Below are 22,849 nucleotides of genomic sequence, written 5' to 3' on the forward strand. Positions count from 1 at the left end.
GCCCGGCCGCCCGGGGTGCAGCGCGGCGTGGCGGCGGGCAACGCCGCCCTCAGGCGGCGGCGGCCTCGGCGCGGGTGGCGAAGGCGGGGATGATCTTGTCGAAGCCGCTGATCTCGAACACCTCGCGCACCGGGGCCTGCAGGCCGACCACGGCGAAGGGCACCTTGGCCTCCTTCGCCAGCTTGGCCGCCTTCAGCAGCACGCGCAGCCCGGCGGAGGAGACGTAGCGCACCGCCGCGAGGTCGGCGATGACGCCGCCCTGCTTCAGCATCTCGGTCAGCTTCGCCTCGGTCATCGGGGCGGTGGCGGTGTCCAGCCGGCCGTCCAGCACCGCGACGGCGCGGCCGGATTCCTGGGCTTCGGTGATCTCCATCGGGCGGCCTCTCGCTGATTCGGCGCGACTTTCAACCGGGCAAGGGCAAGGTGCAAGTCAGCCGGTTGAGGCCCGCCTCGCGCGAATGGCGGGCCCCCACCGTCATCTGCTTCACCAGGTGCACGCCCAGCCCGCCGGGGTCGCGCTCCTCCAGCGGCGCCGCGGTGTCGGGCGCGGCGCTGGCCAGGGGGTCGTAGGCCGGGCCGTCATCGGTGAAGGCGACGTCCAGCCCGCCGGGGCGCGGCGTCGCCTCCAGGCGGAAGAAGCTGGCGCCCGCGGCGTGGCTCGCCACGTTGGCGGCCAGTTCCTCCGCGACCAGGGCGAGGCGCATGGCGGCGGCGTTGGGGATGTCGGCGTCCTCGGCCCAGGCCTCCAGCGCATCCTGCAGGGCGGTCACGCTGGCCAGCGTCGCGGGCAGCTGAAGGGCGAAGGCGGTCATGCGGCGCCCAGGCTGGCAAGCCCGGCGCCGCGCCGCAAGCCGGGGAGTCGGGGGGCGAGGTTGCGGGATGGTGCCGCGATGCACCAAGCTTCCCCCAAAGCAAGCGGGGAGAAAGCGCCGATGGACGGCATGGTGCAGGCCGACGCCTTCGAGGAATACCTGGGCACGATCCGCCGCCTGGTGCGCGAGCGGCTGATCCCCGCCGAGCCCCGGCTGGAGGGCACGGAGACCCTGCCCGAGGACATCACGCAGCGACTGCGCGAAGCCGGGCTGTTCGGCATCTCCATCCCCACGCGATACGGCGGGCTGGGCCTGAGCATGGAGCAGCAGGTGCGGGTGATGATGGAGGTCACCTACGCCTCCGCCGTGTTCCGCGCCCGCTTCTCCACCACCATCGGGCTGGGCTCGCAGCCCATTCTGTACAACGGCACCGAGGCGCAGCGCGCCGAATGGCTGCCGCGCATGGCCAGCGGCGAGTGCACCGCCGCCTTCTGCCTGACGGAGCCCGAGGCCGGCAGCGACGCCGGCGGCGTGCGCACGGCGGCGGTGCGCGATGGCGCCGAGTTCGTCATCACCGGCACCAAGCGCTACATCACCAATGCCCGGCAAGCGGATGTGCTGATCGTCATGGCGCGCACGGCACCGGGCTCGCGCGATGCGGCGGGCATCAGTTCCTTCATCGTGCCGCGCCACACGCCCGGCATCACCATGGGCGCCGCCGACCGCAAGATGGGCCAGGACGGCAGCGCCACCAGCGAGGTGTATTTCGACGCCGTGCGCGTGCCGGAGACGGCGCTGGTCGGCGGGCGCGAGGGCGGCGGCTTCAAGACCGCCATGCGCGGCATCAACCACGCGCGGCTGCACGTCGCCACCACCTGCGTCGGCCAGGCGCAGCGCCTGCTGGACGAGGCGCTGGGCTACGCGAAGCAGCGGCGGCAATTCGGCCAGGCGCTGGCGGAGTTCCAGCTGGTCCAGGCCCAGCTGGCCGACAGCCGCGCCGAGCTGCTGGCCGCGCGCTCCATGGTGCTGGAAACAGCGCGCGCCTTCGACGCGGCCGGCGAGGCGGTGGGCCCGCTGATCGGCGACATCGCCTGCTGCAAGCTCTTCGCCAGCGAGATGGTGGGCCGCGTGGCCGACCGCGCGGTGCAGGTGCATGGCGGCATGGGCTACATGCGCGGGAGCGTGGTGGAGCAATTCTTCCGCGACGTGCGCCTGCTGCGCATCTTCGAAGGCGCTTCCGACGTGCAGCGCCTGCTGATCGCCAAGGAGATGCTGCGATGAACCGGCGTGTTGTCCTCGCCGCGCCGCTGCTGGCGCTGCCGGCCCGCGCGCAATCCTGGCCCGCCGGGCCGGTGCGCATCGTCTCGCCCTTCGCGCCGGGCGGGGCCTCGGACACGCTGGGGCGCTTCGCCACGCAGGCGCTGGCCGCGGCCACCGGCGGCACCTTCGTGGTGGAGAACCGCACGGGTGCGGGCGGCAACATCGGCATGGAGGCCGTCGCGCGCTCGCCTGCCGATGGGCAGCATTTCGCCGTGGTGGCGGCGGCGGCGGCGATCAACCAGACGCTCTACCGCAGCCTCTCCTTCGATCTGCTGCGGGACTTCGCGCCGGTGGTGGCGATCGCCATGGTGCCCAACGTGCTGACGGTGCACCCCACCAACCCCGCCCGCAGCGCGGCGGAGTTCCTGGACTGGGCGCGCCGCCGGCCCGAGGGCATCACCTATGGCTCGGCCGGGGTGGGCACGCACCCGCACCTCTCGATGGAGGACATGCTGCGCCGGGCCGGGGTGCGCGGCACGCACATCCCCTTCCGCGGCTCGGTGCCGGCGGTGACGGAGCTGCTGGCCGGGCGCGTGGACGCGACGCTGGAGAACCTGCCGCCGCAATCCCCCTTCATCCGCGAAGGCCGGCTGCGGGCGCTCGGCATCTCCTCGCGCGCCGCGCATCCGGACTTCCCGGAGATCGCGCCGCTGGGCGCGCAGCTCGGCTGGGCGGATTTCGAGCCGACGGCGTGGCAGTCGCTGATGGCGCCGGCCGGCACGCCGCCGGCCATCCTCCAGCGCGCCGCCGGCATCGTGCAGGCGGCGCTGCGCGAGGAGGCGAACGCCGCGCGCATCCGCGCCATGGGCGCCATCCCCTCCGGCCTGGCGCTGGCGGAGTTCGGCGCCTTCGTCCGCGCGGAGGTGGAGCGCTGGTCCGCCCTGGTGCGCGCGACGGGAGCGACCGCCGAATGATCCGCACGCGGGTGACGGAGATGCTGGGGCTGGACTGGCCCATCGTGCAGGGCGGGCTGGCACGGGTGGCCGGGCCGGCGCTCTGCGCCGCCGTCAGCGCGGCGGGCGCCTTGGGCCAGCTCTCGACGGTGGGGCTGGACGCCGCGGCCTTGCGCGCGGCCATCCGGCAGGTGAGGGCCGCCACGCCGCGCCCCTTTGGCGTCAACTTCCCGCTGGGCCGCACCGACGTGACGCCGTTGCTGGAGGTGGCGCTGGAGGAGGGCGTGGCGGTGATCGCGCTCACCGCCGGCAACCCGGCGCCCTGGATCCGCCGCATCAACGGCGCGGCCAGGACCCTGGTGCTGATCGCCGGGCCGGAGCTGGCGCGCAAGGCGGAGGGCGCGGGCGCCGACCTCGTCGCCACCGTGGGCTTCGAGGGCGGCGGCCATATCGGCCGCGGCGAGGAAACCACGCTGGTGATGGTGCCGCGCGTGGTGCGCGCCGTGTCCATCCCGGTGCTGGCCTCGGGCGGCATCGCCGATGGGCACGGGCTGGCCGCCGCCCTGGCCCTGGGCGCCGAGGGGGTGGAGATGGGCACGCGCTTCGTCGCCACGCAGGAGGCGCAGGCGCATGACGCCTACAAGCGGGCGCTGCTGGAAGCGGCGCCGGAGGACACGATGCTGATCAAGCGCAGCATCGGCCAGCCGGGCCGCGTGCTGCGCTCGCCGCACGCGGAAGCCATCGTCGCGGCGGAGGCGCGCCAAAACATCGCGGCCGAGGCGGCGGGCGGGGAGCTGCTGCCGCTCATCGCCGGCGAGGCGAATGCGCGCGGCGTCGAGGCGGGCGCGCTGGACGAGGCCTATGTCTGGGCCGGGCAATGCGTCGGGCTGATTTCCGACCTGCCGCCGGCCGGCGCGGTGGTGCGGCGGATGGGCGAGGAGGCTCGCTCAATCCTCGGCGGGCTGGCGGCGCGGCTGTAGCGCCAGCGGGTGGTGCTCCTCCACCACCGCGCGCAGCCGCTCCTCCATCACCTTGGTGTAGACCTGGGTGGTGGCGATGTCGGCGTGGCCCAGCAGGGTCTGCAAGGCGCGCAGGTCGGCGCCGCGGCTCAGCAGGTGGGTGGCGAAGGAATGGCGCAGCACGTGCGGCGAAACCCGCGCCGGGTCCAGCCCGCCGGCCTTCGCCGCCTCCTTCAGCAGCAGGCCGACGCCCTGGCGCGTCAGGTGCCCGGCCGCCCCGCGCGAGGGCAGCAGCCACTTCTGCGCCTGCGGCCGCCCCTTGCCGCGGCCCAGCAGGTCGGTGCGGGCCATCGCCGCCGCCTCGCGCGCCCGGCGGGACACCGGAACCAGGCGCTCCTTGCCGCCCTTGCCGCGCACCGCCACCAGGGGCTGCTCGCCGCGCAGGGCGCCGGCGGGCAGCGTCACCAGCTCGGTCACCCGCAGCCCGGCGGAGTAGAGCAGCTCGATGGCGGCAAGGGCGGTGGCGGCCTGGCGGTCGGGCAGGGAGGCCGCGCCCATGGTCAGCGCGTCCATCTCCGCCTCGGTCAGCGGCTTGGGCAGGGGTGCGGGCAGGCGCGGGCTGTCCAGCAGGGCGGTCGGGTCGTCGGCGCGCAGGCGCTCGCGCGCGAGGAACTGGTGGAACTGCCGCAGGGAGGACAGGCGCCGGGCCTGGGTGCGCGGCGCCAGCCCCTGGGCGGCCAGGCCGGCCACGTGGCGGCGCAGCGCGGCGGCGTCGGCGCGCAGCGGGTCGTGCGCCGCCAGGTAGTCCTCCAGGTCCTTGCGGTAGGCCAGCAGGGTGTTGCGCGCCGCGCCCCGCTCGGCCGCCATCATCTCCAGGAAGGCGTCGAGGAGGTGGGCGGCCAGGGTGGCGCTACCGGACCTGGAAGCGGTCGTTGGGCAGCACGCGCTCCACGGGCGCCTGGTTCACGGCGGGCGGGAAGGCGCCCAGCGCCAGCAGGCCGGCCAGCAGGGCGCCCAGCAGCACGAGGAGGATCAGCAGGAAGGGGCGGCGGAACATCGGAAGACGGGGCATCCCCTCACAGGCGGCGCGGCCTGTGCTAGCGAAGGGCATCGTGTCGCGCAACCTCGCCCCCCAGGACCCCGCCATGCCCGCCGCCGCCGCCACGCCGGCGGGGCCGGGCCGCTCCGTCGTGCTGGTCGGCATGCCGGGCGCCGGCAAGTCCTCCATCGGCCGCCGGCTGGCCGCGCGCTGGAACATGCGCTTCCTGGACGCCGACACCGAGATCGAGCAGGCCGCCGGCATCCCCATCCACGAGATCTTCTCCCGCTACGGCGAGGCGCATTTCCGCGAGGGTGAGCGCCGCGTCATCGCCCGCCTGGTCACGGGCCGGGAGCCCATCATCCTGGCCACCGGCGGCGGCGCCTACGCCGATGCCCGCACCCGCGCGGCGCTGCGCCAGGCCGGCGCGCTGACCGTGTGGCTGAAGTGCCCGGCCCGGGTGCTGCTGCGCCGCGTCGCCAACCGCGACAACCGCCCGCTGTTCCGCAACGCCGACCCGCGCGAGGTGCTGGAGCGGCTGATGACTGCCCGCCACCCCCTCTACGCCGAGGCGGACCTGACCATCGCCTGCCCGGACGAGAGCGCGGAAGCCACCACCCGCAAGGTGGCCGAGGCCATCCTGGCCCACCGCGCCCCGGACGGCGTGCGGGTGGAGCTGGCGCGCGGCGCCTACGACATCCTGATCGGCGAGGGGCTGCTGGCCCGGGCGGGGGCGGAGATCGCCCAGCGCCTGGACGGCCGCCGCGCCGTGGTGGTGACCGACCGCCACGTGGCGGCGCACCACCTGCCCACCCTGCGCGCCAGCCTGGCCGAGACCGGCATCGCCCTGGCCGCCGAGGTGGTGCTGCCGTCCGGCGAGGGCGCCAAGTGCATGGCCGAATACGCCCGCACGGTGGAGGCCATCCTGGACGCCCGCCCCGACCGGCGCACGGTCGTCATCGCCCTGGGCGGCGGCGTGGTGGGGGACCTCGCGGGCTTCGCCGCGGCCTCCGTGCTGCGCGGCCTGCCGCTGGTGCAGTGCCCGACCACCCTGCTGGCGCAGGTGGACAGCTCGGTGGGGGGCAAGACCGGGCTCAACACCCGCCACGGCAAGAACCTGGTCGGCGCCTTCCACCAGCCGAGGCTGGTGCTGGCCGACACGGGCGCCCTGCGCACCCTGCCGCCGCGCGAGCTGCAGGCCGGCTGGGGCGAGGTGGCCAAGCACGGCCTGCTGCAAGGCGAGATGTGGGAGTGGTGCGAGGAGCACGGCCCCGCCGCCATGGCCGGCGACGGCGCGGCGCTGGCGGTGGCGGTGCGCGAATCCTGCCGCCTCAAGGCCGCCGTGGTGGCCGAGGACGAGTTCGAGACCAAGGCGGAGGGCGGCCGCGCCCTGCTGAACCTGGGCCACACCTTCGGCCACGCGCTGGAGGCCGAGTGCGGCTACGGCGCCACCCTGCTGCATGGCGAGGCGGTGGCGATCGGCCTCGGGCTGGCGACGGAGCTTTCGGCGCGGCTGGGCCTGTGCAGCCAGGAGATGCCCGGCCGCGTGCGCGAGCACTTCCGCGAGCTGGGCATGCGCGTGCGCCTGGCCGACCTGCCGCGCCCCTTCGCCGCCGAGGCGCTGCTCGGCCGCATGAAGGCCGACAAGAAGGCGCGGGACGGCCGGATGCGCTTCGTGCTGCTGCGCGGCCCGGGCCAATGCTTCACCGCCGATGACGTGCCCGAGGACGCGGTGCGCCGGCTGCTGGAGGAGGAGGGAGCCACCCCATGAGCGAGAACACCCAGGTCCTGCTGCGCCGCCGCCCGGTGGGCGAGCCCGTGGAGGCCGACTTCGAGGTGGTGCGCACGCCCATCCCCGCGCCCGGCCCGGGCGAGGTGCTGGTGCGCGCGCACTTCCTCTCGCTGGACCCCTACATGCGCGGGCGGATGAGCGACGCCAAGAGCTACGCCAAGTCGGTCGAGCTGGGCGAGGTGATGGAGGGCGCCACGGTGGGCGAGGTCGCCGCCTCCAACGACCCGCGCTTCGCGGTGGGCGACCTGGTGGCGGGCGGCAAGGGCTGGCAGCAGTACTGCGTGGTGCCCGGCGAGGCGCTGCGCAAGCTGGACACCGGCATCGCCCCGCTTTCGGCCTATACCGGCGTGCTGGGCATGCCGGGGCTGACCGCCTGGGTGGGGCTGGAGGACATCGGCCAGCCCAAGCCGGGCGAGACCGTGGTGGTCAGCGCCGCCACCGGCGCGGTGGGCCAGGTGGTGGGGCAAATCGCCAAGGCGCGCGGCGCCCGGGTGGTGGGCATCGCCGGCGGGCCGGCCAAGTGCCGCTTCGCGGTGGAGGAGCTGGGCTTCGACGCCTGCCTGGACCACCGCGGCGACCTCGGCGCCCAGCTGGACGCCGCCTGCCCGGACGGGGTGGACGTGTACTGGGAGAATGTGGGCGGCGCGGTGCAGGCCGCCGTCTTCCCGCGCTTCCGCGACTTCGGCCGCATGGTGATGTGCGGGATGATCGCGCAGTACAACACTGCCCCGGGGGCCGACACCTCGGGCGCCGCGGCGGGGCCCAACCTGGGCGCGGTGGTGCGCAAGCGGCTGCGCATCCAGGGCTTCATCGTGTTCGACACCGGCTGGCCGCGCTACGGGCAGTTCCTGGCCGAGATGGACGGCATGATCCGCGCCGGCAAGTTGAAGTGGCGGGAGGACGTGGTGGAGGGGCTGGAGAAGGCCCCGCGCGCCTTCATCGGCCTGCTGCGCGGGGAGAATTTCGGCAAGCTGGTGGTCAAGGTCTGACGCGCGCCAGCTCCTGCCGCAGGGCGCGGATCTCGGCTTCCATCGCCTCCAGCCGCTCGCCCACCGGGTCGGGCTTGCTCTCGGCGATGCCGTAGCCGACGGTGCGCTCGTCCTCGCACTGGCCGGGCGGGCAGCGGGCGGGGATGCCCACCACCGTCACCCCGTCCGGCACCGGGTCCACCGCCACGGAATGCGCGCCCACCCGGGCGCCGCGGCCCACGGTGATGGGCCCCAGCACCGCCGCCCCGGCGCCGATCACTGCGCCGTCGCGCACCGTGGGGTGGCGCTTGCCGGGCTTCAGCGACAGCCCGCCCAGGGTGACGCCGTGGTAGATCAGCACGTCGTCGCCGATTTCCGCCGTCTCGCCGATCACCACGCCCATGCCGTGATCGATGAACAGTCGGCGGCCGATGGTGGCGCCGGGATGGATCTCGATGCCGGTCAGCATGCGGCCCAGGTGGGAAACGAAGCGCCCCAGCGTGCGCAGCCGCCAGCGCCACAGCCGGTGCGCCAACCGGTGCCACAGCACGGCGTGGTAGCCGGGGTAGGAGAGGATGACCTCCCCCCAGCCCGGCCGGGCCGGGTCGCGCGCGCGGATGGCGCGGGCCAGCTCGATGAACTCGGGTGCGCTCATGCCAGCCAGGGTGGCACGGGCAGGCCCTTGCCGCGCAGGAATTCCGGGTTGAACAGCTTGGACTGGTAGCGCGCCCCGCCGTCGCACAGCACGGTGGCGATGCGGTGGCCCGGGCCCATGGCGCGGGCCAGCTTCACCGCCGCCGCCACGTTGATGCCGGCGCTGCCGCCCACGCACAGCCCCTCGTGCTGGGTCAGGTCGAACACCTGTTCCAGCGCCTCGGCATCCGTCACCTGGATGGCGTCGTCGATCGGCGCGCCCTCCAGGTTCGCCGGCACGCGGGACTGGCCGATGCCCTCGGCGACGGAGGTGCCCTCGCTCATCACCGGCTCGCCGGTCTTGCGCCAGGCGTACAGGGCGCTGCCCAGCGGGTCGGCCAGCACCACGCGGGTGGCGGGGTCGTGCGCCTTCAGCGCCATGGCGACGCCGGCCAGCGTGCCGCCCGTGCCGCAGGCACAGGTGAAGGCGTCGAGCCGCCCGCCGGCCTGGGCGATGATCTCCGGCCCCGTGGTGGCGCGGTGGCCCTCGCGGTTGTCCAGGTTGTCGAACTGGTTGGCCCAGAACCAGCCCTGCTCCTCGGCCAGCCGGCGCGACACGTGGACGTAGTTGCCCGGGTCGCGGAACGGCTTGGCCGGCACCAGGCGCAGCTCGGCGCCGATCATGCGCAGGAAGTCGATCTTCTCCTGGCTCTGGGTCTCCGGCATCACGATGACGCAGCGGTAGCCGCGCGCATTGCCCACCAGCGTCAGGCCGATGCCGGTGTTGCCGGCGGTGCCCTCGACGATGGTGCCGCCGGGCCGCAGCTCGCCCCGCGCTTCCGCGGCCTGGATGATGGCCAGCGCCGCGCGGTCCTTCACGCTGCCGCCGGGGTTCATGAACTCCGCCTTGCCGAGAATCTCGCAGCCGGTGGCGGCCGAGGCGCGCTCCAGCCGGATGAGGGGGGTGTTGCCGATGGCGCCGAGCAGGCCGGGAGCGATGGTCATGCCGCGCAATCTATGGACCCGCGCGCCGCCGTGAAATCCCCGTCCCGCGGAAATCGCAGAGGGGGGTGCGGCGCACGCAGGTGTTTCTACGTTGCTGAAGCGCGCAATCCGCCATATAACACGCGACAACATCGTGCTTCATGGGGTGTTCCGATGAACCGCCGTTCCTTGCTCGCCGCTTCCGCCGCCCTGCTGCCGCTGCCGGCGCTGGCGCAGTATGACCGCCCGATCCGGCTCATCGTGCCGGTCGCCCCCGGCGGCTCGCAGGACGTGGTGGCGCGTCTGGTGGCGCGGCACCTGGGTCCGGCGCTGGGCACCTCCATCCTGGTGGAGAACCTGCCCGGCGGCGCCTCCAACATCGGCTACGAGGCCGGCGCCCGCGCCCGGACGGAGGGGCTGACCCTGGTGGCCGGCGCCGACAGCCTGTCCATCAACAAGGCGCTGTTCCCCCGCCTCACCTTCGATCCCCTGGCCGACCTGGTGCCGGTGGCGCAGGTGACGTCGGTGCCGCAGATCCTGGTCGTGCGGGCGGATTTCGCCGCCAATACCCTCGCCGAATTCGTGGAATTGTCTCGCCGCCGCCCCGTGGCGGTCGGCACGCCGGGCAATGGCCAGCTGTCCCACCTGCTCATCGAGGTCATCCAGCAGGCCACGGAAACCAGCTGGACCCACGCCCCCTACCGTGGCGGCGCGCTGGCGGTGAACGACCTGCTGGGCGGCACCCTGCAAGGCGTGATGATCAACATCGGCGCGGTGACCGAGCACGTGCGCGGCGGCCGCCTGAAGGGGCTGGCCGTGTCCACCCCCGCCCGCACCCAGGCCCTGCCGGACGTGCCGACCCTGGCCGAGGCCGGGCTGTCGGGCATCGCCGCCGCCGGCTGGCACGGGCTGGTGGCGCCGAAGGGCACCGACCCGGCGGTGATCGCGCGCGTCAACGCCGCGGTGGGCGAGGTGCTGCGCAACCCGGAGGTGGCCGAGCGCCTGCGCGCCCTGGGCATCGAGCCGGTGGACGCCCCGCCGGAGGCGCTGGGCGCCCGGATGCGCGCCGACTACGAACGCTGGGCCCCGGTGGTGCAGCGCACCGGCATGCAGCCCAGCTAGGCCACGCCTAGCGCGACAGGCGCGCCCGCCACCGCGCCTCGAAGGCGGGCAGGGCGTCCGGGTTGACGATGCGCGGCGGCAGCCGGCCGGCCGCGAGGTCGGAGAAGGCCAGCGCGGCGATGCGGGTGATGTTGGAGCGGCTTTCCTGCGTCACGCCGGCGATGTGCTGGCTGGCCACCACCTTGGGGTGGTGCAGCAGCGGGTGGTCCGGCGGCGGCGGCTCCAGTTGCCACACGTCCAGCCCGGCCCCGGCCAGGTGCCCGGAGTCCAGCGCCGCCAACAGCGCCGCCTCGTCGTGGATGGAGCCGCGCGCGGTGGTGACGAACACCGCGCCCGGACGCATCCGCGCGAATTCCGCCGCGCCCAGCATGCCGCGGGTGTCGGGCGCCAGCGGGCAATGCAGGCTGACCACGTCGCTGCGCTCCAGCAGCTCCTCCAGCACCACCTTCCCGGCGCCGCGCGCGGCCAGGGCGGCGGCGTCCAGCGCCGGGTCGCAGGCCAGGATGCGGCAGCCGAAGGCGGCGCGCAGCATGGCGGACACCAGCGTGCCGATGTGCCCGCAGCCCACCAGCCCCACGGTGCGCCCCGACAGCTCGCGGCCCATCTGGTCGGTGCGGTCGCGCGCCGTGCCGGCCCGCATCCGCGCGTGCGATTCGGGGATGCGCTTCAGGCAGGCCAGCATCATGGCCACCGCGTGCTCCGCCACGCCGCGGGCATTGCCGCCGGCCTGGTTCACCAGCACCACCGCCGCGCGCGTGCAGGCGGCAGGGTCCAGCGCGTCGTAGCCGGCGCCGTAGGAGGCCGCCATCAGCAGCCGCGGCAGGCGCGCCAGCAGCGCGTCGTGCACGTGCAGCGGCGGCGGCAGCTCGTCGCGCGCGGCCATGCAGTAATAGGCGTCGCAGGACGCCAGCGCCTCCAGCTGCGCCTCCAGCGGCGCGTCGAGGGGGATCTCCACCCGCTCCAGCAGCGGGTCCTGCGCGACGGTGGCGGCGAAGCTGGGGTGCGGCGGCGGGCCGACATGGCCGATGCGGAGGGGCGTCATCACCCGGCGGAGCCTTGCGCGCCCCCACGCCCCGCGCAACCCTGCGCCCGGCAAGGGGAGACGCCATGAGCCAGAAGGACGAGTTCCACCACCTGTTCGACGCCTCGCAGGGCCTGTTCCGCGAGTTGGCGCCGGGCGTGACCACGCGCATCTTTCCCGGCGAGCACGCCATGCTTTCCGTCGTGACCATCGCGCCCGGCGGCGAGGGCAGGCTGCACGACCACCCGGAGGAGCAATGGGGCGTGCTGCTGGAAGGCAGCGCCGTGCGCATCCAGGGCGGCGAGGAGATCGCCGTGGGCAAAGGCGATTTCTGGCGCACCCCGGGCGGCGTGCCGCACACCATGCGCGCCGGCCCCGAGGGCTGCACCGTGCTGGACATCTTCGCGCCCCCGCGCGAGGCCTATCGCAAGGCAGGCCGGGGCTTCAGCTGAGGCGCGCGAGCACGCGGTCCACGAAGGCGCCGGCGCTGCCCAGGTAGCTGGCCGGGTCGCACAGCGCCAGCACCTCGGCGCGGGTGACGCGGGCCGTCACCTCCGGCTCGCGCAGCAGCGCCTCGGACAGGGGGATGCCCTCGGCCAGGGCGCGGTCGCAGGCGTGGTTGACCACGTGGTGCGCCTCGCCGCGGCCCAGCACCGGGGCCAGGCCCATCATCACCTGCTCGGCGGCGATCAGGCCGCCGGTGCCGTCCAGGTTGCGGCGCATCCGCGCGGCGTCCACCTGCAGCCCCTCGGCCAGGAAGCGCGCCTGGGCCAGCGCGCCATGCGCCAGGTTGAAGGCCTGGCCGACCGCCAGCGGCTCGGCCTGCCAGGGGCCGGTGCCGCGCTCCTGGTCCTGGGCCATGGCGGCCAGCACCTGCGGCACCAGCGCGTGCACGCCGCGCGCCTGGGCGATGACGTATTCGCAGGAGATCGGGTTGCGCTTCTGCGGCATGGTGCTGCTGCCGCCGCGCCCGGCCACGTGCGGCTCGTTCACCTCCGCCACCTCGGTCTGCATCAGCAGGATGATGTCGGTGGCCATCTTGGACAGCGAGCCGCAGACCAGGCCCAGCAGGTTCACCGCCTCGGCGATGCCGTCGCGCGAGACGTGCCAGGGCGCGTCCGGCACCGCGAGGCCCAGCTCGCGCCCCAGCTCCTCCGCCACCAGCAGGCCGCGGTCGCCCAGGGAAGCCAGGGTGCCGGCGGCGCCGCCGAACTGCAGGCGCTCCACGCGCGGGCGCAGCTGGTCCAGCCGCTCCACCATGGTCAGCAGCGGCGAGAGCCAGACGGCGACCTTGCAGCCGAAGGTGGTGGGAAGGGCGTGCTGCAGGTGGGTGCGGCCGGCCATCAGCGTGTCGCGGTGGGTGCGCGCCATGGCGGCGAGCGCGGAGTTGACCGCGATCAGCTCGGCGCGCACCAGCGCCAGGCCCTGGCGCATCTGCAGCACCAGCGCGGTGTCCATGATGTCCTGCGTGGTGGCGCCCCAGTGGGTCCATTTGCCGGCCTCCGGGCCGGCCAGGGCGGTGAGCTGCTTGACCAGCCCCACCACCGGGTAGCCGGTGTTGCGGGTGGCCGCCGCCAGCGCCGGCAGGTCGAGGCGCGAGGCATCGGCGGCGGCGGTGATGGCGGAAGCGGCCTCGGGCGGGACGATGCCCAGGCGGGACTGCGCGCGGGCCAGCGCCGCCTCCACGTCCAGCATGCGCTGGAGGAAGGCGGCCTCGCCCATCGCGGCGCGCATGGCGTCGGTGCCGTAGAGGACGCCCAGGACGGGGCTGTCGGAGGGATTCACGGTCATCGAGGGCCTCAGGTCAGGAGGCGCACCAGCCACAGGCTGATGGCGGGAAACAGCACGAGGAGGGCGAGGCGCAGCAGGTCCGTCGCCAGGTAGGGCAGCACGCCGCGGTAGGTGCGCGCGATCGGCACCTCGCGCGCGATGGAGGAGATGACGAAGACGTTGAGCCCGATGGGCGGCGCGGTGAGGCCGATGCCGACCACCACCAGCACCAGGATGCCGAACCAGATCGCCGTCTCCTCCGTCGTCATCCCGAAATCCAGCGCGGTGACGACGGGAAAGAACACCGGCAGCGTCAGCAGGATCATCGCGAGTTCGTCCATCACCGCGCCGAGGATGATGTAGCACACCAGCAGCGCCACCAGCACGCCGTAGGCCGGGAAGCCCTGCTCCGTCACCCACATCGCCAGCAGGTCCGGCGCCTGGGACAGCGCGAGGAAGGCGTTGAACACCTCGGCGCCCAGCAGGATGGCGAAGATCATCGCCGTGGTCTCGGCGGTGGCCAGCAGGGCGGCACGCACCTCCGCCCCGTTCAGCATCCGGCGCAGCAGGCTGACCAGCAGCACCAGGATGCAGCCGATGGCGGCGGATTCCGTCGGCGTGAACACGCCGCCGTAGATGCCGCCGATCACCACCACGGCGATGCCCAGCACCGGCAGCACGTTGCGCAGCGCGCGCAGCTTCTCGCCGCGGTCCATCGGCGGGGTGGCGGGGCCCAGCGCCGGGTTCAGCTTCATCCAGACGGCGACGACGGCGAGGTAGAAGGCCACCGCCAGCAGGCCGGGGATGAAGGCGGCCATGAACAGCTTGGCGATGTTCTGCTCGGTGGAGATGGCATAGACCACCAGGATGACCGAGGGCGGGATGAGGATGCCCAGCGTGCCGCCCACCGCGATGGTGCCGGTGGCGAAGCCGGGGTCGTAGCCGTAGCGCTTCAGCTCCGGCAGGGCGGCGCGGCCGAAGGTGGCGGTGGTGGCGACGGAGGAGCCGCAGACCGCGCCGAAGGCGGCGCAGGCGCCGATCACGCCCATCGCCATGCCGCCGGGCCGCCGCCCGATCAGCGCGTTCGCCGCCGTGAACAGGTCCCGCGCCAGCCCGCCGCGCTCGGCCAGCGCGCCCATCAGGATGAACAGCGGGATGACGGACAGCGTGTAGTTGGCGAACAGGTGGTAGGGCGTGGTCTTGAGGTAGTTGAACAGCGCGTTGGCATCCAGGATGTGGACGTAGCCGGCGGCGCCCACCAGCAGCATGGCCAGCGCGATGGGCGCGCGCAGCGCGATCAGGCCCAGCAACGCGGCGAAGCCCGCCGCCGCGAGCACGAATTCCGGGGCCATCAGTTTGCCTTCAGCAGTCGGGGCACGACGAGGATCGCCGCGAGGCCGGTGAGCGCGAAGCACAGCGCGCCGATGCCCACCGCCCACCAGTAGGGCAGGGCCAGCAGCCCGATGGTGCGCGTGCCGGAGGCCAGCGTGTCCAACGCCCCGCGCGCCATGCGCTCGGCGATCAGCAGCGCGGCGGCGGCCCAGACCAGCGACCAGAAGGCGTCCAGCGCGGCGTTGACGCGCGCGGGCAGCCAGGTGGTGAAGCTGTCCACCAGGATGTTGGATCCCTTGTGGGTGCCCCAGGCCAGGAAGCCCAGCACGGCGAGGCCGGAGCCGATGGAAACCAGCTCGAAATCGCCCTTCACCGGCTGGCTGGTCAGCCAGCGCAGCACGACGGAGACGGTGGTCAGGCTGGCGGCGGCGAGCAGGGCCGCGCCGCCCGCCAGGGCGACGAGGCTGGCGATGCGGCCCATCGGCTCAGGAAACGCCCTGGCCGTATTGCGCCACCAGGGCGCGCGCGCGCTCCAGCAGGGCGCCGCCATCGAGGTTGCGCTCGCGCATCATGCGCACCCAGTTGTCGATCACCGGCTGGGTGGTGCGCTGCCAGCGCTGCACCTCCTCCGCCGGCAGTTCGATGATCTGGTTGCCCCGCCTGCGCACCATCTCCTCCACCACCGGGCCCTGGTCGTCCCAGGCCTTGGCGGCCATGGCGGCGGCGACCTGGCCGGAATTGGCGTCCAGCACGCGCTTCAGCTCGGCCGGCAGCCCCTCGTAGCGCGCCTTGTTCATCGCCAGCACGAAGGAGGCGCAGTAGAAGGTCGGGGTGCCGGGGAACTCGGTGTGGTGGCGCACCATCTCCTGCAACCTGATCGAGGGCACCACCTCCCACGGCACCACGGCGCCGTCGATGACGCCGCTGCTCATCGCCTCGGGCACCTGCGGCACCGGCAGGCCAACGGGGGCGGCGCCCAGCGCGCGCAGCGCCTCGCCGGCCTGGCGGGTGGGGAAGCGCAGCTTGAGGCCGTTCAGGTCCTCCATGCGGCGGACCTCGCGCCGGGCATGGATCACGCCGGCGTCATGCGCCCAGGCGGTGATGATGTGGGTCTCGGCGAACTCGTTGCGGAAGGCCTGGTCGTGCAGCTCCTGCGTCACGCGGGCGTTCACGCTGCCGCGCTTGTGCGCCACGAAGGGCAGCTCGATCACCTCGATGGAGGGGAAGCGGCCCGGGGTGTTGCCCGGCAGCGTCCAGATGATGTCCACCACGCCGTCGCGCGCCTGGTCGTAGAGCTGCGGCGGCGCCCCGCCGAGCTGCAGCGAGGGGAAGATCTGGATGCGCAGGCGGTTCTGCGATTCCGCGGCCACCTTCTGCGCCCAGGGCATGAGGAAGTGGCGGTGCACGTTGGACACGGCGGGCAGGAAGTGGTGCAGCCGCAGCGTCACCTCCTGCGCCGAGGCGGGACGGATCAGCGCCGGCGCCGCGAAGGCGCCCAGCAGCAGGGTCCGGCGGTGGGTCATTGGATGTTCGACTCCCTGAAACGTCGTGATTGCCGCCCTTATGGCGGGGGCGGCGGCTTCCTTTCAAGCGGAACGGGTGGAAGCATGCCCGGATGGCCCCCAAGCCCGCCTGGCTGCCCGTCGCGCCGTTCCTGTTCGTGCTGCTGTGGTCGGGAGGGTTCACGGCGGTGTCGCTGTGCCTGCCGCATGCGGGGGCGCTGACCATCCAGGTGGTGCGCTACGCCTGCGTCGTCCTCATCCTGCTGCCACTGGCGCTGCTGCTGCGGCCGCCCTGGCCGGGGCGGCGGGCACTGGGGCACCTGGCCCGCATGGGGCTGGTGGTGCAGTTCGGCTACTTCGCCGCCATGAACCTGGCGCAGCATCACGGCATGGGGCCGGGCGCGGTGGCGCTGGTCATCGGCCTGCAGCCGGTGCTGGTGGCGCTGCTGGCGCCGGCGGTGTGCGGCGACCCTCCGGTGGGCCCGCGCGGCTGGGCCGGGCTGGCGCTGGGGGTGCTGGGGGCCGGCATGGTCATCGCGTCGGGCTCCGGCGTCGCGGCCGGGGGCTGGCTGGGGGTGGGCTTCGCCGTGCTCGCGCTCGCGCTGATGGCGGCCGGGGCGCTGCTGGAGCGCCGCGCCGGGGTGTCCGCCCACCTAGTGCCCGCCAACCTGGTGATGTGCGCGGTGGGCCTGGCGGCGACGCTGCCCCTGGCGGCGCTGACCGAGGAGATGCGGGTGGAATGGACCGGCGGCTTCGTCGCCGGCCTGGCCTACCTGGTGCTGGTGAACTCGCTGGTGTCGCTGTCGCTGCTGTTCCTGATGCTGCGCCACGGCGAGGCTGCGAAGGCCAGCACCGTGTTCTTCCTGGTGCCGCCGGTGGCGGCGGGCATCGCCTGGGTGGTGCTGGGGGCCACCATGGCGCCCCTGGCGGTGCTGGGCACCGGCGTCGCGGCGCTGGGGGTCGCGCTGGTCGTGCTGCGGCGCTAGCCTGCGGGCAGGACGTCCGAGGGAACACCCCGCCATGCCCCATGCCGGCCTGAAGTTCGGCATCTTCCTCGCCCCCTTCCACCGCCTGGGGGACAACCCGACGCTCGCGCTGCACCGCGACCTGGAGCTGCTGGAGCGCCTGGACGAGCTGGGCTTCGACGAGGCCTGGATCGGCGAGCACCATTCCGCGGGCTGGGAGACCATCGCCAGCCCGGAGGTGATGATCGCCGCCGCCATCGGCCGCACGCGCCACATCCGGCTGGGCAGCGGCGTGACGTCGCTGCCCTACCACCACCCGTTGCTGGTGGCGCAGCGCTTCGTGCAGCTGGACCACATGTCGCGCGGCCGGGTGATGCTGGGCTGCGGCCCCGGCGCGCTGGTGAGCGACGCCTGGATGATGGGCATCGAGGCGAAGGACCAGCGGCGGCGGATGGAGGAATCCCTGGCCGCCATCATGGCCCTGCTGCGCTGCGACGGCCCGGTGACCATGAAGACCGACTGGTTCGAGCTGCGCGAGGCGCGGCTGCACCTGGCGCCCTACAGCCACCCGCGCTTCCCGGTTTCGGTCGCCTCCTCCACCACGCCGACCGGCGCGCTGGCGGCGGCGCGGCACGGGCTTGGGCTGATCTCGCTGGGCGCCGGCCTGCCGGGCGGCCCGCAGAAGCTGGCCGAGCAGTGGCGGCTGGCGGAGGCCGAGGCGGCGAAGCACGGGCAGGCGATGGACCGCGCGAACTGGCGGCTGGTGGTGAACCTGCACGTGGCGGAGGACGACGCCACCGCCATGGCCCAGGTGCGCGTGGGCGAGCGGCTGGAGACGGAGAACTACTTCGGCGAGGTGCTGGGCCGCCCGCCCACCCGCACGGAGGACCCGCTGGGCGACGGGCTGCGCGCCGGCACCACCCTGGTGGGCAGCCCGGCCACCGTGGCCGCGGGCATCGAGAAGCTGCTGGGCTACACCGAGGGCGGGGCGGGCGGCGTGCTGTTCCGCTCCCACGAATGGGCGGACCGGCGGCAGACGCTGAACAGCTACGAGCTGTTCGCGCGCTGGGTGATGCCGCGCTTCCAGGGCAGCCTGCGCATGCCCGGCGAGAGCCGCGAATGGTGCGTGGCCAACCGCGAGGGCATCTTCGCACCCAACATCGCGGCGCTGCGCCAGGCCTTCACCGATGCCGGGCAAGCGGTGCCGGAGAGCGACCGCCTGAAGCTGCGCGAGCGGAGCTAGCTGCCGACCTTCAAGGTGCTGGTCAGCCCGCGCAGGCAGGCCAGGATGGACAGGGCGGTGATCTTGCCGGTGCGGGGGTTGGCCTCGCTCGGCACGTTCTCGATGGTCATGGTCAGGCGCGCGGCGGCGGCGTCCACCACGATGGTGTGGGTGTTGCGGTCCAGCACCGGGTCGGCCCAGACCTCGACCTGCGTGCGCTCCGGCCCGATGCCCGCCAGCGCCAGGGCGGCGGCGACGTTGACGTTGGCCGGGAAGCCCTTGATCGCCTCGTGCACGTTGCCGGCGAAGATGCGCGTGCGCTCCGTCACCTTCGACATGTCGAGGTTGTTTTCCGCCAGGAAGGGCGCGCCCTCCAGCCCGCGCGGCGGCTTGGCGGAGCGGATGGTGGCGGAGAACACCTCGCCCTCGGCGGCGGCCCGCACCGCGTCCAGCCCCAGCAGCGCGCCGGTGGGGACGATGATGCGCGCGCCCGTCTCCTTCGCGCGCTCGACGAGGTCCATGTGGGACAGCAGTTGGCCGCAGGAGGACGGCACGAAGATGCAGCCGGCCTCCACCGCCGTGGTGGCGATGTCCTTGAAGGCGGCGGCGGGCGCGGCCTCGACGATGATGTCGCATTCGCGCGGCAGCTTGGCGATGTCGAGCACCAGCGGCCGGTCGCGGAAGCCCTTCATGGCGGCCACCGCCTTGTCGCGGTCGCGCACCGCCACCGCGGCCAGCTTGAGGCCCGGCACGCCCGAATCCAGCGCGCGCGCCAGCTGCAACCCGATGGCCCCGAGGCCGACGATTCCGACGGTGAAGGTCTCGCTCATGCACCGCCGGATATCACGGCGTCACTCCTCCTTGAAGCCGTAGGCCGGGATTCCCTGCTCGTTGCCGTAGTACTTGTAGGGCAGGAACTTGCCGGTCATCTCGATCTTCACGCGGTCGCCCTTCTCGTGCGCCATGCGCTCGAAATGGAAGTCGAAGTCGATGGCGGACATGATGCCGTCGCCGAACTCCTCCTCGATCAGCGCCTTCCAGGCGGGGCCGTTGACCATCACCATCTCGTAGAAGCGGTAGATCAGCGGGTCGGTCGGCGGCATGGCGGTGCCGCGATAGGGCACCTCGTTCAGCATCGCCTGCTCGCTGGCGGAAAGGCCGAACAGCGCGGCGGCCTTGGCGGCCAGCGGCTTCACCAGCTTCATCTGCCCCAGCAGCGCGCCGACGATCATGGTGTCGGACAGGCCGCCGATCTCGTCGCAGATGAAGCGCCAGCTCCAGGCCTTCTCGCGCTTGATGTCGAGGATCTTCTCGGTGAGCTGGGCACGGGTCATGCGGGGGTTTCCTCCAGGGCGGGCCGCACCACGGGCGGGCGGCGGGGGTCGTGGCCGGGCGGCGGCGGCCCGGCGAGGGTGCGGGAGCGCGTGACCAGGAAGTCCATGATGTGGTCGCGCAGCGGGTGGTAGCCCGGCATGTGGTGCAGGCTGGCGCGGGTGCGCGGCCGGGGCAGGGTGTTCTCGATCACCTCGGCGATACGCGCCTGCGGGCCGTTGGTCATCAGCAGGATGCGGTCGGCCAGCAGGATGGCCTCGTCCACGTCATGGGTGATCATGAAGGCGGTCTGCCCGGCCTCCGTCACCAGGCGCGACACCTCCTCCTGCAAGGCGCCGCGCGTCAGGGCGTCGAGCGCGCTGAACGGCTCGTCCATCAGCAGCAGCTTGGGCGCCACCGCCAGCGCGCGGGCGATGCCGACGCGCTGCTTCATCCCGCCCGAGAGCTGGGCCGGCTTGCGGTCGGCGGCCTGGGCCAGCCCAACCTTCTCCAGCGCGGCGCGCGCGCGGTCCCGCGCCGCGGCGCGCGACAGCCTGGGCTCGCGGCAGCCCACGGCGAAGGCGACGTTGTCCAGCGCCGAGAGCCAGGGCATCAGCGCGTGGCCCTGGAAGATGACGGCGCGGTCCAGCGAGGGGCCGGACAGCTCCTTGCCCTCCATCAGCACCACGCCTTCGCTCGGCGCGTCCAGCCCGGCGAGGATGTTGAGGATGGTGGTCTTGCCGCAGCCCGAATGGCCCACCAGGCAGACGAACTCCCCGCGCGCGATGGAGAGCCACACGTCCTCGAACACCGTCAGCCCGGGGTAGCGGCGGGCGATCCCCTCGACGCTGATCATGCCGGCCTCCCGGCCGGGGCGCGGCCGCCAAAATCGGGCCCCATGGCCGCTTGCGGCCATGGGAGTGGCCAACCCCGCGCCATCATTCGGCCCACGCCACCTGGGCGGCGACCCAGCCCAGCAGCCGGTCCAGCAGCAGCCCCACCACGCCGATCAGCAGGATGGCGATGACGATGTCGGCGATGGACAGGTTGTTCCACTGGTTCCACACCCAGTAGCCGATGCCGGTGCCGCCCACGAGCATCTCGGCCGCCACGATCACCAGCCAGGCGATGCCGATGGAGATTCGCATTCCCGTCAGGATGGTGGGCGCGGCGGCGGGCAGGATGACGCGGATGGCGGTCTTCCACCGCCCCGCCTCCAGCGTCGCCGCCACGTTCAGCCATTCGCGCCGCACCGACGCGACGCCGAAGGCCGTGTTCAGCAACATGGGCCAGAGCGAGCAGATGAAGATGACGAAGACCGCGCTGATCGAGCTGTCCTTGATGGTGTAGAGCGCCAGCGGCATCCAGGCGAGCGGCGACACCGGCCGCAGCACCTGGATGAACGGGTTGAGCGCGGCGTTGAGCAGCGGCGACATGCCGATCAGGAAGCCCAGCGGGATGGCGACGATCATCGCCAGGCCGAAGCCGGCGCCGACGCGCGCCAGCGAATAGGCGATCTGGATGCCGATGCCCTGGTCGTTGGTGCCGCGCTGGTGGAAGGGGTCGCGCAGCAGCTCCAGCAGCCGCGCGCCGATGTCGGAAGGGGCGGGCAGGGTGGTCTGCCCGCCTTGCGCCGCCGCCTGCCCAAGCAGGGCGGCGTATTCCGGGTCCAGCGTCGCGCCGCCGCCGCGTGCGCCGCCGCCCTTCACCGCCAGTTCCCACGCCGCGAGGAACAGGCCGAGGATCAGCAGCGACAGCAGCGCCGCGCGCCAGGGGCTGACCGCGCGCCCCATCAGCGGCGGATGCCGCCGGCGGGCAGCCAGGCGTCCGGGTTCGCGGGGTCGAAGGTCCGGCCGAGGATGCGTTCGCTGCGCATCGGGCTGGCCGGCACCGGCAGGCCGAGGTCGCGCATGGCGCGGCCGGCATCGAGGGCGAGGAAGGTCTGCTCGGCCACCGCGCGGTAGTCCACCTCGCGCTGCAGCTGGCCCCAGCGGCGCATCTGCGAGAGGATCCACACCGCCATGGAATGCCAGGGGTAGGGGTCAAAGCCGATGCGGTCGGGCACGCGCTGCACCCGGCCGAGCCCATCGGCGAAGGTGCCGGTCAGCACCTGCTCCACCACCGTCTGCGGCTGGTTGAGGTAGTTGGGGCCGCTGATGGCGGCCGCCACCTCGCGCCGGTTGGCTTGGTTGTTGCTGTGGGCGGTGGCCTCGACGATGGCGCGCAGCAGGGCGGCGTAGGTATTGGGCGTCTCCGTCACCATGGAGCGCGGCACGGCGAAGGCGCAGCAGGGATGGCCGTCCCACATCTCCTTGGTCAGCACGTGCAGGAAGCCGATGCCGTCGAACACCGCGCGCTGGTTGAACGGGTCCGGGCCCAGGAAGCCGTCGATGTTGTCGGCGCGCAGGTTGGCGACCATCTCCGGCGGCGGCACCGAGCGGATCTGGATGTCGCGGTCGGGGTCCAGCCCGGCCTCGGCCACGTAGGCGCGCAGCAGGTAGTTGTGCATGGAGAAGTCGAAGGGCACGGCGAAGCGGAAACCGCGCCAGTCCTTCGGGTCGCGCTTCTCGCGGTGCTTGTTGGCCAGCGTGATGGCCTGTCCGTTCACGTTCTCCACCGCCGCCACCGCCCAGGGGATGGGCTGCGCGACGCCGACGCCCAGCGACATGGCGACGGGCATGGGGGCCAGCATGTGCGCGGCGTCGTATTCGCGGGCGATGGCGCGGTCGCGGATGACGGCCCAGCCGGCGGTGCGGATCACCTCCACGTTCAGCCCGTGGCGGCGGTAGAAGCCCATCGGGTCCGCCATGATGATCGGCGTCGCGCAGGTGATGGGGATGAAGCCGATCTTCAGGTCGCGCTTCTCCGGCGCCGCGGCGGGCGCGCCCTGGGCCAGGGCCTCGCGCGCGATGTGCAGCGGCAGCTGGTCGGCGATGGCGGCGAGCAGCGTGGCGGCGCCGAAGGTGCGGATCATTGCCCGGCGGGTGGGGGCGTGCGGGAAGGTGGCGCGCAGCGCGGCCTCGTCCACCGCCTGGCCGAAGGCGGCGGTGCCGTCGGTGGGGGCGGCGCAGGCCAGGCCCTCATGCGGGGCGGGGCAGCCGCAGGCGGCGGGACCGAAGAGGCGGGCCATGGGCGATTCTCCCGGAAGGGTTCCGCCTTCCGAGATGCGCTGTAGAGGCCCCCTCGCCAATGGCAATCCGGCGG

At 73.5% G+C, this 22,849-nt stretch carries 25 protein-coding genes; 9 read left to right on the forward strand and 16 right to left on the reverse strand.

Annotated features, from left to right (window positions below; genetic code table 11):
• Positions 1–49: 49 nt before the first annotated feature.
• Together ACI6QG_RS04385 and ACI6QG_RS04390 are read right to left on the reverse strand one after the other, a co-directional pair.
• Complete coding sequence (locus ACI6QG_RS04385; protein ID WP_407023347.1) at positions 50–373, reverse strand: STAS domain-containing protein; 324 nt, start codon at positions 371–373, stop codon at positions 50–52.
• A 31-nt stretch (positions 374–404) separates the two neighbouring features.
• Entirely contained in the window at positions 405–812 is a 408-nt protein-coding gene (locus ACI6QG_RS04390; protein WP_407023348.1) for an ATP-binding protein, read from the reverse strand.
• A gap of 120 nt (positions 813–932) precedes the next feature.
• Between ACI6QG_RS04390 and ACI6QG_RS04395 the strand changes: the two genes are divergently transcribed.
• From ACI6QG_RS04395 to ACI6QG_RS04405, 3 genes are read left to right on the forward strand one after another with little or no spacing between them, the layout of a single operon-like run.
• Positions 933–2,093 (forward strand): acyl-CoA dehydrogenase family protein, encoded by a 1,161-nt coding sequence (locus ACI6QG_RS04395; RefSeq protein WP_407023349.1) that lies wholly within the window; start codon positions 933–935, stop codon positions 2,091–2,093.
• Entirely contained in the window at positions 2,090–3,046 is a 957-nt protein-coding gene (locus ACI6QG_RS04400; protein ID WP_407023350.1) for a tripartite tricarboxylate transporter substrate-binding protein, read from the forward strand. The genes ACI6QG_RS04395 and ACI6QG_RS04400 overlap by 4 nt, the downstream gene beginning before the upstream one ends.
• A complete protein-coding gene (locus ACI6QG_RS04405; protein ID WP_407023351.1) occupies positions 3,043–4,005 on the forward strand; it encodes an NAD(P)H-dependent flavin oxidoreductase in 963 nt (320 codons plus the stop codon). The genes ACI6QG_RS04400 and ACI6QG_RS04405 overlap by 4 nt, the downstream gene beginning before the upstream one ends.
• Here the strand turns inward: ACI6QG_RS04405 and ACI6QG_RS04410 are convergent.
• Together ACI6QG_RS04410 and ACI6QG_RS04415 are read right to left on the reverse strand one after the other, a co-directional pair.
• The gene (locus tag ACI6QG_RS04410; protein ID WP_407023420.1) at positions 3,973–4,887 is read right to left on the reverse strand and encodes a tyrosine recombinase; all 915 of its coding nucleotides are present in this window, start codon (positions 4,885–4,887) and stop codon (positions 3,973–3,975) included. The two genes, ACI6QG_RS04405 and ACI6QG_RS04410, sit on opposite strands and share 33 nt — an antisense overlap.
• A 7-nt stretch (positions 4,888–4,894) precedes the next feature.
• Complete coding sequence (locus tag ACI6QG_RS04415; RefSeq protein WP_407023352.1) at positions 4,895–5,041, reverse strand: hypothetical protein; 147 nt, start codon at positions 5,039–5,041, stop codon at positions 4,895–4,897.
• A gap of 55 nt (positions 5,042–5,096) precedes the next feature.
• Here ACI6QG_RS04415 and aroB point away from each other — a divergent pair, with 55 nt between their 5' ends.
• Both aroB and curA read left to right on the forward strand, forming a co-directional pair.
• Complete coding sequence (gene aroB, locus ACI6QG_RS04420; protein ID WP_407023353.1) at positions 5,097–6,794, forward strand: 3-dehydroquinate synthase; 1,698 nt, start codon at positions 5,097–5,099, stop codon at positions 6,792–6,794.
• The gene (gene curA, locus ACI6QG_RS04425) at positions 6,791–7,804 is read left to right on the forward strand and encodes an NADPH-dependent curcumin/dihydrocurcumin reductase (RefSeq protein ID WP_407023354.1); all 1,014 of its coding nucleotides are present in this window, start codon (positions 6,791–6,793) and stop codon (positions 7,802–7,804) included. The genes aroB and curA overlap by 4 nt, the downstream gene beginning before the upstream one ends.
• Here curA and cysE read toward each other — a convergent pair.
• Positions 7,794–8,438 carry a serine O-acetyltransferase gene (gene cysE / locus ACI6QG_RS04430; protein ID WP_407023355.1) on the reverse strand — a complete coding sequence of 215 codons (645 nt, stop codon included), beginning with the start codon at positions 8,436–8,438 and terminating at the stop codon, positions 7,794–7,796. The two genes, curA and cysE, sit on opposite strands and share 11 nt — an antisense overlap.
• Entirely contained in the window at positions 8,435–9,421 is a 987-nt protein-coding gene (locus ACI6QG_RS04435; RefSeq protein ID WP_407023356.1) for a cysteine synthase A, read from the reverse strand. Before ACI6QG_RS04435 ends, cysE begins: the two co-directional genes overlap by 4 nt.
• A 153-nt stretch (positions 9,422–9,574) precedes the next feature.
• Here ACI6QG_RS04435 and ACI6QG_RS04440 point away from each other — a divergent pair, with 153 nt between their 5' ends.
• Positions 9,575–10,522, forward strand: a complete 948-nt coding sequence (locus ACI6QG_RS04440; protein WP_407023357.1) for a Bug family tripartite tricarboxylate transporter substrate binding protein — start codon at positions 9,575–9,577, stop codon at positions 10,520–10,522.
• Positions 10,523–10,529: 7 nt separating this feature from the next.
• Here the strand turns inward: ACI6QG_RS04440 and ACI6QG_RS04445 are convergent, their stop codons facing one another.
• Positions 10,530–11,564, reverse strand: a complete 1,035-nt coding sequence (locus ACI6QG_RS04445; protein ID WP_407023358.1) for an NAD(P)-dependent oxidoreductase — start codon at positions 11,562–11,564, stop codon at positions 10,530–10,532.
• 65 nt (positions 11,565–11,629) lie between these two features.
• Here ACI6QG_RS04445 and ACI6QG_RS04450 point away from each other — a divergent pair, with 65 nt between their 5' ends.
• Positions 11,630–11,995 (forward strand): cupin domain-containing protein, encoded by a 366-nt coding sequence (locus tag ACI6QG_RS04450; protein ID WP_407023359.1) that lies wholly within the window; start codon positions 11,630–11,632, stop codon positions 11,993–11,995.
• Here the strand turns inward: ACI6QG_RS04450 and pcaB are convergent.
• From pcaB to ACI6QG_RS04470, 4 genes are read right to left on the reverse strand one after another with little or no spacing between them, the layout of a single operon-like run.
• Positions 11,988–13,334 carry a 3-carboxy-cis,cis-muconate cycloisomerase gene (gene pcaB, locus ACI6QG_RS04455; protein ID WP_407023360.1) on the reverse strand — a complete coding sequence of 449 codons (1,347 nt, stop codon included), beginning with the start codon at positions 13,332–13,334 and terminating at the stop codon, positions 11,988–11,990. The two genes, ACI6QG_RS04450 and pcaB, sit on opposite strands and share 8 nt — an antisense overlap.
• Positions 13,335–13,342: 8 nt before the next feature.
• Positions 13,343–14,665 (reverse strand): TRAP transporter large permease, encoded by a 1,323-nt coding sequence (locus tag ACI6QG_RS04460; protein ID WP_407023361.1) that lies wholly within the window; start codon positions 14,663–14,665, stop codon positions 13,343–13,345.
• A complete protein-coding gene (locus ACI6QG_RS04465) occupies positions 14,665–15,126 on the reverse strand; it encodes a TRAP transporter small permease (RefSeq protein WP_407023362.1) in 462 nt (153 codons plus the stop codon). The genes ACI6QG_RS04460 and ACI6QG_RS04465 overlap by 1 nt, the downstream gene beginning before the upstream one ends.
• 4 nt (positions 15,127–15,130) lie before the next feature.
• Complete coding sequence (locus ACI6QG_RS04470) at positions 15,131–16,168, reverse strand: TRAP transporter substrate-binding protein (protein ID WP_407023363.1); 1,038 nt, start codon at positions 16,166–16,168, stop codon at positions 15,131–15,133.
• A gap of 92 nt (positions 16,169–16,260) precedes the next feature.
• On the opposite strand from ACI6QG_RS04470, the gene ACI6QG_RS04475 reads away from it, so the two are divergent.
• Positions 16,261–17,133, forward strand: coding sequence for a DMT family transporter (locus ACI6QG_RS04475; RefSeq protein WP_407023364.1), 873 nt, complete (start codon positions 16,261–16,263; stop codon positions 17,131–17,133).
• Between the two features lie 34 nt (positions 17,134–17,167).
• Positions 17,168–18,355 (forward strand): LLM class flavin-dependent oxidoreductase, encoded by a 1,188-nt coding sequence (locus ACI6QG_RS04480; RefSeq protein WP_407023365.1) that lies wholly within the window; start codon positions 17,168–17,170, stop codon positions 18,353–18,355.
• Here ACI6QG_RS04480 and ACI6QG_RS04485 read toward each other — a convergent pair.
• From ACI6QG_RS04485 to ACI6QG_RS04505, 5 genes are all read right to left on the reverse strand, one after another.
• Positions 18,352–19,164, reverse strand: coding sequence for an aspartate dehydrogenase (locus ACI6QG_RS04485; RefSeq protein ID WP_407023366.1), 813 nt, complete (start codon positions 19,162–19,164; stop codon positions 18,352–18,354). The genes ACI6QG_RS04480 and ACI6QG_RS04485 overlap by 4 nt on opposite strands.
• 21 nt (positions 19,165–19,185) lie before the next feature.
• Positions 19,186–19,668, reverse strand: coding sequence for a cyanase (cynS, locus tag ACI6QG_RS04490; protein ID WP_407023367.1), 483 nt, complete (start codon positions 19,666–19,668; stop codon positions 19,186–19,188).
• Entirely contained in the window at positions 19,665–20,501 is an 837-nt protein-coding gene (locus tag ACI6QG_RS04495) for an ABC transporter ATP-binding protein (protein WP_407023368.1), read from the reverse strand. The genes cynS and ACI6QG_RS04495 overlap by 4 nt, the downstream gene beginning before the upstream one ends.
• A gap of 82 nt (positions 20,502–20,583) precedes the next feature.
• Positions 20,584–21,438, reverse strand: a complete 855-nt coding sequence (ntrB, locus tag ACI6QG_RS04500) for a nitrate ABC transporter permease (RefSeq protein ID WP_407023369.1) — start codon at positions 21,436–21,438, stop codon at positions 20,584–20,586.
• Positions 21,438–22,775, reverse strand: coding sequence for a CmpA/NrtA family ABC transporter substrate-binding protein (locus ACI6QG_RS04505; protein ID WP_407023370.1), 1,338 nt, complete (start codon positions 22,773–22,775; stop codon positions 21,438–21,440). Before ACI6QG_RS04505 ends, ntrB begins: the two co-directional genes overlap by 1 nt.
• Positions 22,776–22,849 lie beyond the last annotated feature (74 nt).

Origin of the sequence: Sabulicella flocculans (assembly GCF_045449635.1) — a bacterium.
Lineage (GTDB): Bacteria > Pseudomonadota > Alphaproteobacteria > Acetobacterales > Acetobacteraceae > Roseococcus.